This is a genomic window from Desemzia sp. FAM 23988, assembly GCF_045528365.1.
Taxonomy (GTDB): domain Bacteria; phylum Bacillota; class Bacilli; order Lactobacillales; family Carnobacteriaceae; genus Desemzia.
Genome location: NZ_JBGQQS010000001.1, coordinates 63,002 through 78,337, shown reverse-complemented (window position 1 = coordinate 78,337; position 15,336 = coordinate 63,002). Strand labels below are relative to the sequence as shown.

Below are 15,336 nucleotides of genomic sequence, written 5' to 3'. Positions count from 1 at the left end.
GTGATTTTTTCATCCTTAGATTGTCAGATATGATGGAAAAAACAATCTATGACTCTGTCTCGGTACTTCAACATGTGGGGGAGAAAAGAGTAGAAGCCTTACAAGATTTAGGAATCCATACTATTGCTGATTTGCTCAATCATTTTCCGTTTCGATATGAAGATATTCAAGTAAAGGATCTCTTTGAGCTGGTCGATCAAGAAAAGACAAGTCTAAGAGGAGAAGTTCTTGCGGATGCAGTTGTTTCTCGCTTTGGTTACAAAAAAAGTCGGTTGTCTTTTCGCATGAAAATCGACCATGCAGTTGTTGTAGTGACTTTTTTTAATCAGCCCTATTTGGCAAATCAAATAGTCACTGGAAACGAAATAACCGTTTATGGGAAATGGGATGACAAACGAAAAAGTTTATCTGGAATCAAAATAGTCGGACAGTCCTCTGCTCAAGAAGATTCGGATTTCGAATCCGTTTATCATGTCAATAAAAAGATCCGGCAGAAAACCCTTATGAATCTAGTAAAGCAAGCCTACGAAGAATATAAAGATGTGATCCCTGAAAATATTCCTCAAGAATTGCGGCAAAAATATCGGTTGATCTCACATAAAGAAGCCATTTATGCGATGCATTTTCCTGTTTCGCCCGAACAAACAAAGCAAGCACGTCGAGAAGTGGTCTTTGACGAATTTTTGGTTTACCAAACAAAAATGCAGCTCCTAAGAAAAAAACAGAAAAAAACGGGTTATGGTACAGCGATCGATTACGATATCCATCGGTTGAAACAGTTTATTGCTACCCTTCCGTTTGAATTGACCAATGCTCAAAAAAGAGTCGTTAATGAAATCTGTAAAGACTTAAAACAGCCCGTTCATATGCATCGTTTATTACAAGGAGATGTAGGAAGCGGAAAGACTTTAGTAGCGGTCATTGCTATCTATGCGGCTGCTACTGCCGGATTTCAATCGGCTTTAATGGTACCGACGACGATTCTGGCTGAACAACATATGAAAAGCTTGAACAGCTTATTTGATCCATTGGAAATCAAAACAGCGCTTTTGACGGGTTCGACAACAGCAAAAGAAAAACGGATTATTGAAGAGCAATTGCGTACGGGTGAAATAGATGTGATTGTTGGTACGCACGCGCTGATTCAAGATAATGTTGAATTCGCCCGTCTGGGAATAGTGATTACCGATGAACAACACCGCTTTGGAGTCAATCAAAGAAAAAAATTGCGTAGTAAAGGAATCGAACCAGATGTGCTGTTTATGACGGCAACCCCTATTCCAAGAACACTAGCCATCACGGCCTTTGGAGAAATGGATGTTTCTATCATTGACGAAATGCCCGCTGGACGAAAGCCGATTCAGACTACTTGGGTAAAACCAAAACAATTTGAACATACATTGGAGTTCATTGAAAGACAATTGAATATTGGTTCGCAAGCTTATGTGATTTGTCCGTTAATTGAAGAATCTGAAAGTTTAGACGTGAAAAATGCTACAGAAGTTTACCGCAAACTGTCACAGTTTTACGAGGGTAAATACAAAGTGGGATTATTGCATGGTCAAATGAAGCCGGCTGAAAAAGAAGCTGTCATGCATTTGTTTCAACAAAATGAAGTGCAAGTCTTAGTTTCTACAACGGTTATTGAGGTAGGAGTAGATGTACCTAATGCTACTACTATGGTGATTTATGATGCTGACCGTTTTGGTTTGGCTCAACTGCACCAGCTTAGAGGTCGAGTAGGAAGAGGAGACAAAGCATCTTATTGTATTCTTGTTTCTGACCCTAAAGGTGATGCTGGAATAGAACGCATGAAAATAATGACCGAAACAAATAATGGTTTTATCTTGAGTGAAAAAGATTTAGAATTAAGAGGTCCAGGTGATGTGTTTGGAAATAAACAATCAGGAATACCAGACTTTAAAATAGGAGATATTGTGAGCGACTTTGCAGCCTTGGAAACGGCACGTTTAGATGCAGCAGAGTTGGTCCAACGTTCTGATTTTTATACTCATCCGGATTTTGCAGCATTAAGAAAAGCAATAGAGATGGAATCGGTGGATTCTGACACTTTTCATTAACTAATAATGTTAAATAGTAAATAGAAGCTGATGAAGTGGAATCAGCCTAAGAGGAGGAAAAGTAACATGAGAATTGCAGTAGATGCAATGGGCGGCGATAATGCGCCAAGAGCAATCGTGGAAGGGGTAGTGCTGGCTGCTCAAGAATTTAAGGATATCGAGTTTCAGTTGTATGGAAAAGAAAGTGCGATACGTGAATATCTGATTAATGAAACAAACATTACTATTATTCACACGGATGAAAAAATCAATAGTGAAGATGACCCCGTACGTTCAGTACGTAGAAAAAAAGAGGCTTCGATGGTATTGGCTGCCAAAGCTGTTAAAGAAGGCCGGGCAGATGCTTTATTCTCAGCTGGTAATACCGGAGCTCTACTAGCTTCGGGTTTATTAGTAGTAGGGAGAATAAAAGGGATCGATCGTCCAGGATTGATGGTTACATTGCCTGCTCTTGGCGGCGGGATTGATGCGTTCAATATGATGGATGTTGGAGCAAATGCGGACAGCAAGCCGGAAAATTTGAATCAGTTTGCAACACTTGGAAGCTATTATGCTCATTTTGTACGTGGAATCGACAAACCAAGAGTCGGTTTGTTAAACAATGGGACAGAAGAAAATAAAGGGAATGAACTGAGTAAACAGGCCTATGCATTATTAAAAGAAAACAAAGACATTCACTTTATTGGAAATGTTGAAGCACGCGATTTGTTGAACGGTGTAGCTGATGTAGTGGTGGTAGACGGCTTTACGGGGAATGCTGTGTTGAAAACTGTGGAAGGAACAGCACTGAGCATGATGAAATTAATTAAAAAAGCCATCATGGAAAATGGAACCAAAGCTAAATTAGGCGGAATGCTGTTAAAAGATAGCTTAGCCAATCTGAAAGATGTCTTGGATTATTCCAAACATGGGGGTGGAGTTCTGTTTGGATTGAAAGCTCCCGTTGTAAAAACACATGGCTCTACAGAAAAGGAAGCTGTATATTATACCATCAAGCAGATTCGTGAAATGTTGTCTTCAAACGTTATGGAAGATTTAGTGACTACTTTTGAAGCAAAAAATGAAGCTGAAAAAAGCATAGAGGAATAAAATCCCCAAAGACAAAAAGAACGTTTTCTAAAAAAAGATAGACATGTTTTAGGAATAAAGTTAAAATAGTAAAGGATAAAGTTAGAATACTATAGTCATAGACTGTAAATGAGGGTTGGAGGTGTATTGATTGTCTAACGAAGAAACCTTTGAAATGGTAAAGAAAATTATTGTAGAACGATTTGGTATTGATGAAGACCGCGTAACGGCAGAAATGACGTTCAAAGATGATTTGGGAGCTGATTCATTGGATATTGTGGAATTAGTGATGGAGATGGAAGATGTTTTCGGAACTGAAATATCAGATGAAGATGCTGAACAAATAACCACAGTTGGAAATGCTGTTACTTATATCGCAAATAACCGTAAATAATTATAAATGAACAGACGATGAACCAGAAAAAAATTTCTGGTTCATTTTGTATAATATCAGCTTTTGGTAAATTAGAAGCTTGAATTATAAGAAGCTTGAATTTGCAAATGAAATGCTCATATTTTATATTTTAAAGACATTTTTATGATAAAATGATTAAAAAACTATTGCAATGTAAGTTTTCGCTGTGTATAATTCAATTATGTTATTAAATTAGTTATTATGCAAGTTTAATACTTTTCTCATATTTGATGGGATGTAATGTTTTTAGGAGGTATAATTTTGGCCGTAGAACGTTCTTTATTAGAAATCAATCATTTAGAAACCGCGTTTAGAATTAATGATCAATATTACAATGCCGTTGATGATGTTTCATTAACATTAGAAAATAATGAGATCTTAGCGATCGTTGGAGAATCGGGTAGTGGGAAAAGTACGTTAGCTACCTCCATTGTTGGACTTCACGATCCACTAAATACTCAGATCAAAGGGGAAGCGCTATACAAAGATTTGAATTTACTTAATTTGAATGAACAATTGTATAATCGTATCCGTGGAAACGATATTGGAATGATTTTCCAAGATCCCCTAGGGTCACTAAATCCTTTGATGACCATCCATGATCAAATTGCTGAGGCGTTGATCTATCATACAAAATTAGATAGTGAAGCCCGGACAAATCGTGTTTTAGAATTACTGAATCAAGTTGGTATCCCAAATCCGCCACGCGTGATGAAACAATATCCTCACGAATTATCTGGTGGGATGAGACAACGGGTAGTGATCGCGATTGCGTTATCATGTAAACCGCCGATCATTATCGCTGATGAGCCAACTACAGCTTTGGATGTGACCATCCAAGCACAAATCTTAGATTTATTAAAAGATTTGCAAGAAGAAACCGGAACTGGAATCATCCTGATCACTCATGACTTAGGTGTTGTGGCTGAAATGGCTGACCGTGTGGCTGTAATGTATGCAGGGGAAATCGTTGAAGAAGCTACTGCACTGGAACTGTTTGAAAATCCAATGCATCCTTATACGCGTTCTTTACTAAATTCAATGCCGCAAAACAGCGATGAATTAGAAGATGAGAACAAAGAATTGCATGTAATTCAAGGAACGGTACCTTCACTTTCTAAAATGAAACGTACAGGATGTCGATTTGCTCCGCGTATTCCGTGGATCGCAGATGAAGAACATGAAGAAAATCCTACCTTGCATGAAGTAGCACCAAATCATTTTGTCAGATGTACTTGCTACAAACATTTCCATTTTGAAGGGGAGGATGAGTAGCATGGGGTTTATTGAAATTAAAGATTTAAAAGTACATTATCCAATACGCGGCGGTTTTTTTAATACGATCCAAGATCACGTACGTGCAGTGGACGGTGTTTCTTTTGAAATAGAAACTGGGAAAACATATGGCCTTGTCGGAGAATCCGGTTCTGGAAAAACGACTATTGGAAAATCCATTATTGGATTAGAAAAGATTACTTCTGGTCAAGTATTTTATGATGGAGAAGATGTCACCAATAAAGCTAGAAAGCGATCTGGAAAGTATGAAGAATACAACCGTGAAGTTCAAATGATCTTCCAAGATTCTGCTTCTTCTTCTAATCCAAAGAAACGTATTATTGATGTGATTGCAGAACCTATCCGCAACTTTACTAAATTGACTCCAGGAGAAGAGAAAAAACGAATCCTTGAGTTGTTAGATATTGTCGGTATGCCGGAAGATGCGCTGTATAAATACCCGCATGAATTTTCAGGTGGTCAACGCCAACGTATCGGTGTTGCGCGAGCAGTTGCTTGTCAGCCTAAATTGATCATTGCAGATGAACCTACGTCAGCGTTGGACTTGTCTGTTCAAGCTCAAGTATTGAACTTTATGCGCAACATCCAAGATCAATATCAATTAAGTTACTTATTTATTTCACATGACTTGGGTGTTGTAAAACACATGTCTGATGACATTGCTATTATGCACAGAGGAAGATTTGTTGAAGTAGGAAGTAAAAATGAAATCTTCAACAATCCTCAACACATTTACACGAAACGTTTACTATCTGCGATTCCGGATATCAATCCCAGAGGTCGTGAAGAGCATAAAGCCATTCGAAAAGCAGTGGAGAAAGAATACACTGAATCTGAAAGTCACTATTATGACGAAAACAATCGTGTATATGATTTGAAATCTCTGACAGACACTCATCTTGTCGCGTTGAAACCAGACGATAAAGGAGGAGATTTCTAATGTGGAAAACAATATTAAGACGTGTTCTCGTCATGATTCCTCAAGTTTTTGTTCTGAGCATTATAGTTTTTGCTTTAGCCCAAGCGATGCCGGGGGACCCATTTACTGGATTAATTACTCCGCAAACAGATCCTGCTGTTATTGAAAACTTACGTGAACAAGCTGGATTGAATGATCCTATTCCAGTTCAATATGTTCGTTGGTTGGGAAATGCTGTTCAAGGGGACTTTGGACAAAGCTATACGTATAAGATTCCTGTTTCCTCTATCATAGGGCAGCGTGCAGGGAATACCGTTCTGTTATCTTTATTATCCTTTATTTTGACGTACTTGATCGCTATTCCACTAGGAATGCTGGCTGGTCGGTACAACAACTCTTGGTTGGATAAGATAGTGGTAGTCTATAATTATGTGAGTTACGCTATTCCAACTTTTGTTCTGGCATTGCTAATGTTGTGGCTGTTTGGCTATACGCTGAATTGGTTCCCAACTAGTGGATCGGTTGATGTTACTCTAGCTGCTGGTTCAATGGACTATTATTTAAATAAAGGCTTCCACTTGATATTGCCAGCTATCACCTATGCTTTACTTGGGACAACAACGATCATTCAATACTTAAGAAGTGAAGTAGTAGATGCTAAAACACAAGACTACGTTAAAACTGCCCGCTCAAAAGGGGTTCCTGAAAAAGTGGTTTATAGTCGTCACATCTTTAGAAACTCTGCATTGCCGATTGCATCGACAATGGGGTATCAAATCACCGGTTTAATCGGCGGATCAATATTTATTGAAAAAATCTTTGCTTTTCCAGGAATGGGGCAATTGTTTATTAGTTCCTTAACTTCTCGTGATTACAGTGTCATTGTGGCGTTGACTCTGCTGTTTGGGGTAGCTACTTTAGTAGGTACGCTCTTGTCGGACATTATCATGACAATTGTAGATCCTCGTATTCGCATTGACTAACAGCGGGAAATCAGATGAAAGGAATGAAATAAATGGCTGCTAATACAAATACAGAAGCACAAACTCAAGATATGAAAACCAGTGTCCCGCCTATGGGAGTTAAAGTTATTGTTAGAGAATTTGCTAAAGACAAAGGTGCTTTGATTGCTTTAGTTCTTTTGGTACTTTTGATTGTCGGCGTTATGATAGGATCTTATGTTATTGATCAAGATAAGATCATGTGGGTCAGTTTATTAGACCAGTATGCTCCACCAGGAGATAAGTTTCTGCTTGGAGCAGATTCCGGTGGACGGGATATATTCGGTCAATTATTAATTGGTGGTAGAAACTCTATTTTAATAGGGATCGCGGTTACTTTTATCACAACAGTGATTGGGATTACAGTTGGTTTAATCGCTGGTTATTACGGAGGATTAGTAGACAATATTTTAATGCGTATCATTGACTTTATTATGGTATTGCCTACAACAATGTTGATCATTGTATTTATTACCATCATACCAAACTATAATGTTTGGACATTTATTTTTATTATGAGTGCGTTCTACTGGACTGGACAAGCACGACTCGTTCGGAGTAAAGCTTTATCTGAAGGCAGACGTGATTATGTTAGTGCCTCTAAAACAATGGGGACCAGTTCTTTAAAAATTATGTTCCGAGAAATTATGCCTAACTTAAGTTCAATCATTATTGTTGATTTGACCTTGAATTTTGCGGCAAACATCGGAATTGAAACTGGCCTTTCTTATCTTGGTTTCGGGCTACCGTCCAGTACACCAAGTTTAGGAACTTTGGTCAGTTACGCTACTTCTCCAGATATTTTGGAGAATAAAACATGGGTTTGGTTGCCAGCATCGTTATTGATTTTAGTATTGATGTTGTGTATAAACTATGTCGGCCAAGCATTGAAACGTGCGGCAGACTCTAAACAACGATTAGGATAAGAAAAGGGGAGAGTTACATGAGCAAAAGAAAATTAGGTTTATTAACAGGTTCGGCTGCACTTGCGTTAATTTTAGCTGCATGTGGTGGTGGAACGGATGACACGACAGAATCATCCGCAGATGGCGGGGACGCTTCTGAAGGCACTGAAGAAGCAGGAGTTGTTGAGTTTGAATCTGCTGTAACAAACGAAGGCGAAGTTATGGACGGCGGAACTTTAAACGTAGCTTTAGTTACTAGTTCTCCTTTCCAAGGACTCTTCAGTTTGGAACTTTACGAAGATGCATACGATGCTGATTTAATGCAATTCGCTGTGGAAGAAATTTTTTCTACAGATGAAAATTTCCAAATTACAAATGATGGAGCTGTTAGTTTAGATTTTAATCAAGAAGCAAAAACAGCGACACTAACAGTTAATGAAGGTGTAACATGGTCAGATGGGGAACCTGTTACTGCTGAAGACTTACTGTATTCATATGAAGTAATCGGAAGTCCTGATTATACAGGAATTCGTTACGACTCTTCTTTTACAAATATTGTAGGGATGGAAGAATACAATAGTGGTGCTGCAGATACCATCTCTGGAATTACTGTAAATGATGATAAAAGTATTACAATTGAATACCTAGAAGTTCACCCAGGAATGCTTCAATCTGGTGGTGGAATTTGGGCTGGCGCAATGCCTAAGCACCAATTAGAAAATATTGCTATTGCTGATCTGGAAGGTTCAGAAGAAATCCGCAACAATCCAATTGGCTTTGGACCATTTGCTGTTTCGAACATCGTTCCGGGAGAGTCAGTTGAATTTGTAGCTAACGAACATTACTACAAAGGCGCACCTATTTTAGACAACGTTATTGTTGAAGTTGTTCCTCCAGAAAGTATCGTTGCTGCTCTTGAAAATGGCGAATACGATCTAGCTTTATCTATGCCGACTGATGAATACCCAACATATGCAGATCTTCCTGGATACACGTTATTAGGTAGAGAAGAATTAGCATACACTTACATTGGGTTCAAATTAGGAACTTGGGATTCTGAAGCCAGCGAAGTTGTGCCAAATCCTGATGCTAAAATGGCAAGTAAAGAATTGCGCCAAGCTATGGGATACGCTATCGATAACAATGCTGTAGCGACTCAATTCTATAACGGATTGCGTTCAAATGCGAATACGGCTATCATCCCTGCATTTGGAGATTTCCATAATGCGGACGTTGAAGGTTACACATATGATCCAGATATGGCAAATAAATTGTTAGATGATGCTGGATTTGAAGATACAGATGGAGATAACTTCCGTGAGGATCAAAATGGTGAACAATTGGTCATCAACTTTGCTTCTATGGCTGGTGGAGATACAGCAGAACCAATTGCTGAATATTACATGCAATCATGGGCACAAATTGGCTTGAACGTACAATTAACAGATGGGCGTTTGCTTGAGTTCAACAGTTTCTATGACCGTCTTGAAGCAGATGATGAAGGAATCGATATCTATCAAGGAGCTTGGGGAACAGGTACTGATCCTAACCCAGAAGGCTTGTATGGAAGAAATTCAGCATTCAACTACACTCGTTGGAGTAGTGATGAAAATGATGCCCTTCTTGACAAAATTTCTGGAAGAGCGGATGATGCAGACGGTAATGCTTGGGATAGCGAATGGATCACGACTCAATACCACGATTGGCAAGAGTACTTCTCTGAAGAAGCACCAATCATCCCGACATTGTTCCGTAACGAAATCTTACCAGTAAACAACCGCGTAGCTAACTACGACTGGGGTTATGATGCAGATCCAGAATTTGGATGGCATGCAGTTGGAGTTACTCAAGAAGAAGCAGTAACTGAATAATTCCAGTTTTTCTAAAAAGAAGTAAGAGTGTCATGCTCTTGCTTCTTTTTTGTATAGGCTAAAATCGAATTTCATCACGTCATACGCATGAAAAAAATGAAATAGAAAATAAGATTACGAATCCTCACATCTCTAGTCTGCTAAAAGAAAAATGCGGAGGTGGGCGACATGAACGAGATTTTTCATCTGTTGAGTGAAGAGGAAGACTTGCTTTTTTGAATTTCTCAAAATACTGAGACACGCTTTTTAAGCTGTGACTCATTTGAGACCAGTGATATTTCTGGAGGAAATTTCACCTCATAGAGCCGCCCCTACTTATTAAGAGCGCGTTTTAAAAAGAAGACCTTAATTTTTAGGAGAAAATTACTTTTCATGCGCATGACGTGGGATTTCATGAATAAACGTTTATTTTTGTTGCAAAAACCAGTATAATAAGGCAGTAAGAGTATTATGATGGAAAAAGGGGAATCACAAATGAATAAAGAATTCTTAGCAAAATTGAAGTCAACGTTTCAAATAGAATTTAACAACACTGACTTTTTAAGTGAAGCATTTACCCATTCATCATATGTGAATGAGCACCGGGAATTGGATTTGAAGGACAATGAACGTATTGAATTTTTGGGAGACGCAGTACTAGAGTTAACCGTAACGAAGTACTTGTTTAGAGAATACCCAAATCTTCCAGAAGGCAAATTGACTCGTTTGAGAGCTGCTATCGTTTGTGAAGCCAGCCTTAGCCAGTTTGCTAAAGAATGTGGATTCGACCAATACATTCTTTTAGGTAAAGGCGAAGAGCGCATGAATGGAAGAAAAAGACCTTCTTTATTATGTGATTTGTTCGAGTCATTTATAGGAGCTTTGTATCTAGACCAAGATCTAGTAGGCGTGATAAGTTTCTTAGATAAAACAATCTTTCCGCGGATCAAGTCCGGTGCTTTTTCACATGTAATGGATCATAAAACCAATTTGCAAGAGTTTTTACAACGCAATGGAGAAGTTGCCATAGACTATTTATTGGTAGAAGAAGTCGGACCTGCACACGAAAAAGAATTTTTGGTGGAAGTCCATGCAGAAGGCAATATTCTTGGGCAAGGAAAAGGAAAATCCAAGAAAGCTGCAGAGCAAGTAGCTGCTGCTAACGCCTTAGAGAATTTAAAGAGCGTAGAATAAAACAATGATCTTTCTATACATTACACAAACAACGAAAGTTAGGTGTTTTTGCTAACGTTCGTTGTTTGTGTAATGATAGAAGGACATCAAATTTTTAAGTGTATGATAAAAATAAACATATGTATATGGATAAAAACTGTATTTTATCCAGTGTGAGGATATAGGAAGGAGCCAGTCTTCGTGCAATTGAAGAAAATAGATATTAGTGGTTTTAAGTCTTTTGCTGCTAAAACGACTATCGAATTTAACGAAGGCGTAACGGCTGTTGTTGGACCAAACGGAAGTGGAAAGAGCAATATTATTGAAGCCATTCGTTGGGTAATGGGAGAACAGTCCGCAAAAAGTTTACGTGGTGGGAAAATGAATGACATCATTTTCGCAGGGTCAGAATCACGTAAACCAGTTAATATAGCAGAAGTAACACTGGTATTGGATAATCAAGATCAATTTTTGCCTCTTGATTTTTCGGAAGTCAGTATTACCAGACGCTTGAATCGATTAGGAGATAGTGAATTTTATATTAATAAACAAGCATGCCGCTTAAAAGATATCGTCGATTTATTTATGGATTCGGGATTAGGAAAAGAATCATTCTCCATTATTTCTCAAGGGAAAGTTGAATCCATTTTTAATAGCAAACCAGAAGATCGACGCGCAATCTTTGAAGAAGCAGCTGGCGTGTTGAAATACAAAACGAAAAAGAAAAAAGCGGAACAGAAATTGATCGAAACAAAAGATAATTTAAATCGTGTGCAAGATATTGTCTATGAATTGGAAACGCAAATTGAGCCGTTGAAAATTCAAAGTACCATTGCAAAAGATTATCTTCAACAAAAAGAACAACTAAGAGATGTAGAAATTGGGCTTGCAGCGGTTGAGATCAATCAGTTCAAATTAGAATGGCAAGAACAACAGCAAAAAATGGAACAGCTCGACAGCCAATTAGTGGAGATGAAAAAAAATACTCAAGGAATGGAAACTGATTTAACCGTTTTTCGTGAACAGAAGCAGCAACTGTCTCAACAAGTAGACTTGTATCAGGAAAAATTAGTTCATTCTATTCAGTCTATTGAGCAGTTGGAAGGAAAGAAAAATGTTTTAAGTGAACGTACGAAACACACGCAAGAAAACAAAGAAAAAGCCCTTCAATCCAAAGAACAATTGGCTCTTCAATTGCAAGAAACATTAGGTCAATTAGATGGAGTTACAGCCAGTATCAAGTTGAAAGAAAACGAACAGAAGCAGTTGTTAAAAGAGTTGAAAGAAGTTAAAAAAGAACGCGAATTATTATCTGGTAATCAAAAGCAAATGGAAGATAATTTGCGTGATGAGTACATTGATATGATGCAACAAGAGACATCTTTAAAAAATGAACAAACGTATTTGTTGAAAAATTCTTCTCAGTACGAACTGCGGAATGTGAGGTCTCAGTCGTCTAAGCATCATCTACAAAATGACGTTCAACAATTGACAGAGCAATCGCGTATTAAAAAAGAACAGTTAACACTTGTGCAACAAGAGATTGCAGAGAAACTACTGCAATTCCAAGAAAAACAAGCTCAGCTGCAAGCCTTAAAAAAAGATCGAGAAGTTAAAGAAAATCAGTTATACGATGCTATGCGTGTGTTGCAGCAAGCTAAAGCAAAACGAGACAGTTTAAAAGAATTAAGCGATGACTATACTGGCTTCTATCAAGGGGTTAGGGAAGTGTTGAAGCAAAAAGATCGGATAGGCGGAATAGTTGGAGCGGTTACAGAATTGATTGAAGTACCTAAACAACTGGAATTAGCTATTGATATAGCTCTAGGAGCCGCTGGACAACATATCGTAGTCCAAGACGAGACAAGCGGGAGACGCGCTATCCAATTTTTAAAACAAAAACATTCAGGAAGAGCTACTTTCTTACCTTTGACATCGATCAAACCAAGATTTTTACCCGAATCCATTCAAACACAAGCTAAATCTATTGCAGGATACATTGGCATCGGAAGCGAGATCATCCAATACCCAGAACAAGTGAAAACGATTTTGCAAAACTTACTGGGAACGACATTGATAGCTGAAAATTTAGAAGCTGCTAATCAATTAGCTAAACATTTCCATTACAAGTATCGAGTCGTTTCTCTGGAAGGAGATGTGATGAATGCTGGAGGTTCAATGACGGGTGGTTCGAACAAAAAAGGCAATAAAGGCAGTTTACTATCTAGAAAAAATGATTTGCAGTCTTTAAAAGGACAAATCCAACAGATGGATGAATTGATGCAGCAAAAAGAAATCGATATACGCGGTATTAAACAATCTGAAAGAAAAGAAGAGCAGTTATTAAACGAATACCGTGAAATCGGTGAGCAAAAAAGATTGGAAGAACAAGAATTGAAGAGCAAGTCCAATCACCTAGAAGAGGAAATTCACCGATTAACGAGAGAATTGAAAGCTCAAGAATATGAAGCATCGGCTGCTAAACAAGAAGCCGACGAAACAGCTGAACGATTGAACGCTATCCAAACAGAATTGACAGCTGTGCAAGAAAAAATGACCGTTTTAACGAAGCAAATGGATATGGTCTCTTCTCAAAACGAAGAAAAAGAAGTGAAAAAAACACAATTAACTGAAAATTATCAGCAATTGATCGCTCGATCAGCTACTCTTCAGGAGCATTTAAACGGGTTGGCGAAAGAGCAAGAGCGTTTAAGTCAATATACCAGTCAACTTGAACAACAACTGACTATCTTGGAAAATCAGCTGAAAGAAACGAATCAATTTGACGGCAATCATCAACTGACCAAACAAGAGATCGAAGAAACGTTGAAACAGCTGAAAACTGATAAATTAGAGGTCGAAGAGCTGTTGAAACAGCACAAACAAGAGAAACAACTAGTGGAAGAAAAAATGGAGGCATTGGATCAGCAAATGTCCATTAAACACAATCAACGTCAATCTGTGTTAGAAAAAAGAGCGACTATCGAAATCGCAATGAACCGCTTAGATGTAGCTATTGAGAGCCGACTGACTCTTTTGAGTGAAGGATATGGATTAACGTTTGAAGCTGCTAAAGACTTTACAATCACCGTATCTTTAGAAGACGCCAGACGGACAGTCAAACTATTGAAGCAAGGCATTGAAGAATTGGGTACAGTGAATCTAGCAGCTATAGATGAGTATGAACGTGTCAATGAACGGTATACCTTCTTATCGGAACAAAAAGCCGACTTGGAGGATGCCAAAAATAGTTTGTTTGAGACGATGGATGAGATGGATGCGGAAGTGACTAAACGTTTCTCAGAAATGTTTGAAGCGATACGCGGTCAATTTTCTGCTGTTTTCCAACAATTATTTGGCGGTGGAACAGCTGAATTAAAATTGACGGATCCATCTAACTTATTGACTACCGGAATCGAGATAATTGCTCAGCCTCCTGGTAAAAAGCTGCAGCAACTGAGTTTGCTTTCGGGTGGAGAACGTTCATTGACAGCGATCGCCCTTCTGTTTTCTATCTTACTTGTTCGTCCTGTTCCATTTTGTATTTTAGATGAAGTAGAAGCGGCTTTAGATGAAGCAAATGTGGTTCGTTTCGGACGTTATTTGCGTAAATTTGAAAAGGACACGCAGTTTATTGTGATCACTCATCGAAAGGGTACGATGCAAGAAGCAAACGGCCTTTACGGAGTTACGATGCAAGAATCAGGAGTTTCAAAAATTGTTTCTGTCCGTTTGGAAGAAATCGGAACTATGCCTTCAGGTAAGTAATATTGGAAAATAGAGGAGCGTATCCTAACATGATGAAATTAATCGCCGTTGATTTAGACGGGACACTTTTAAAGAGTGATGGAAGTATATCGTTAGAAAATAAAGAAGCTTTAAATCGTGCAAAAGATCTAGGCATTAAAGTCGTGATTTGTACAGGACGTCCGTTACTGAGTGTAGCGACCATCCTGGATGAAATGAATTTAAGAGAGCCTGGAGATTATGTGATTACTTATAATGGCGGTTTAGTCCAAAAGGCAGACACAGGGGAAATTTTATCTGAGAAGTCACTGACCAAGGCAGACGCTGTAGAATTATACAACTTGAGCAAGTCGCTTAATTTGCCGTGTAATCTGTTAGATTTGGACAATATTTATGAGCTTCCCTATCCGAAAGACAGAGAGTCATGGTACAGCAGCACTAAACCAGCGTTGCCGTTTGTGACGACTACTTTGGAAGAACTTCCAGATGACAGTCGATTCAATAAAATTATTTTCTGTTACGAAGAAAAGGTATTGAACGAAGAAATCAAAGGTATCCCACCCGAATTCTATGAAAAATTCACGATCATGAAATCTCGTCCTATTTTGATTGAAATGATGAATAATGAAGTCGATAAAGGAAAAGGAATCGAAATTTTATGTCATTTACTGGGGTTCCAAGCAAATGAAGTAATGGCCTTTGGAGATGAAGCTAACGATCATGCTATGATTGAGTTTGCTGGGATGGGTGTTGCGATGGGCAACGCTACTACAGCTTTAAAAGAGGTTGCCGATTACATTACAGATACAAATGATAACCATGGGATCGCCCAAGCTATTAAGAAATTTATTTTGACGAATACAGATCATGCTTAACTGAAC

General features: G+C 38.3%; 11 protein-coding genes. All 11 read left to right on the top strand.

The genetic code is table 11. The features are described from left to right. Nucleotides 1-32: 32 nt before the first annotated feature. The 11 genes from recG (at nucleotide 33) to ACEN4L_RS00425 (ending at nucleotide 15,330) form a co-directional block, all read left to right on the top strand. Nucleotides 33-2,081, top strand: a complete 2,049-nt coding sequence (gene recG, locus ACEN4L_RS00475) for an ATP-dependent DNA helicase RecG (protein ID WP_407095562.1) — start codon at nucleotides 33-35, stop codon at nucleotides 2,079-2,081. Between the two features lie 66 nt (nucleotides 2,082-2,147). Then, nucleotides 2,148-3,170: a phosphate acyltransferase PlsX gene (gene plsX, locus ACEN4L_RS00470; protein WP_407095363.1), complete on the top strand. Its 1,023-nt coding sequence runs from the start codon at nucleotides 2,148-2,150 to the stop codon at nucleotides 3,168-3,170. A 130-nt stretch (nucleotides 3,171-3,300) separates the two neighbouring features. Beyond that, nucleotides 3,301-3,543, top strand: coding sequence for an acyl carrier protein (acpP, locus tag ACEN4L_RS00465; protein WP_407095362.1), 243 nt, complete (start codon nucleotides 3,301-3,303; stop codon nucleotides 3,541-3,543). A 261-nt stretch (nucleotides 3,544-3,804) separates the two neighbouring features. Beyond that, complete coding sequence (locus tag ACEN4L_RS00460; RefSeq protein ID WP_407095361.1) at nucleotides 3,805-4,839, top strand: ABC transporter ATP-binding protein; 1,035 nt, start codon at nucleotides 3,805-3,807, stop codon at nucleotides 4,837-4,839. Between the two features lies 1 nt (nucleotide 4,840). After that, nucleotides 4,841-5,800 carry an ATP-binding cassette domain-containing protein gene (locus tag ACEN4L_RS00455; protein ID WP_407095359.1) on the top strand — a complete coding sequence of 320 codons (960 nt, stop codon included), beginning with the start codon at nucleotides 4,841-4,843 and terminating at the stop codon, nucleotides 5,798-5,800. After that, complete coding sequence (opp4B, locus tag ACEN4L_RS00450) at nucleotides 5,800-6,762, top strand: oligopeptide ABC transporter permease (RefSeq protein WP_407095357.1); 963 nt, start codon at nucleotides 5,800-5,802, stop codon at nucleotides 6,760-6,762. The genes ACEN4L_RS00455 and opp4B overlap by 1 nt, the downstream gene beginning before the upstream one ends. Nucleotides 6,763-6,794: 32 nt before the next feature. Beyond that, nucleotides 6,795-7,706, top strand: coding sequence for an ABC transporter permease (locus ACEN4L_RS00445; protein WP_407095356.1), 912 nt, complete (start codon nucleotides 6,795-6,797; stop codon nucleotides 7,704-7,706). A gap of 17 nt (nucleotides 7,707-7,723) precedes the next feature. Beyond that, on the top strand, nucleotides 7,724-9,556 hold the full coding sequence (locus tag ACEN4L_RS00440; protein ID WP_407095354.1) for an oligopeptide ABC transporter substrate-binding protein: 1,833 nt from the start codon (nucleotides 7,724-7,726) through the stop codon (nucleotides 9,554-9,556). A 474-nt stretch (nucleotides 9,557-10,030) separates the two neighbouring features. Continuing rightward, nucleotides 10,031-10,729, top strand: coding sequence for a ribonuclease III (gene rnc / locus ACEN4L_RS00435; protein WP_407095353.1), 699 nt, complete (start codon nucleotides 10,031-10,033; stop codon nucleotides 10,727-10,729). A 180-nt stretch (nucleotides 10,730-10,909) separates the two neighbouring features. Beyond that, nucleotides 10,910-14,476 (top strand): chromosome segregation protein SMC, encoded by a 3,567-nt coding sequence (gene smc / locus ACEN4L_RS00430; protein ID WP_407095351.1) that lies wholly within the window; start codon nucleotides 10,910-10,912, stop codon nucleotides 14,474-14,476. 29 nt (nucleotides 14,477-14,505) lie between these two features. Further along, nucleotides 14,506-15,330 (top strand): Cof-type HAD-IIB family hydrolase, encoded by an 825-nt coding sequence (locus ACEN4L_RS00425; protein ID WP_407095349.1) that lies wholly within the window; start codon nucleotides 14,506-14,508, stop codon nucleotides 15,328-15,330. Nucleotides 15,331-15,336: the final 6 nt, after the last annotated feature.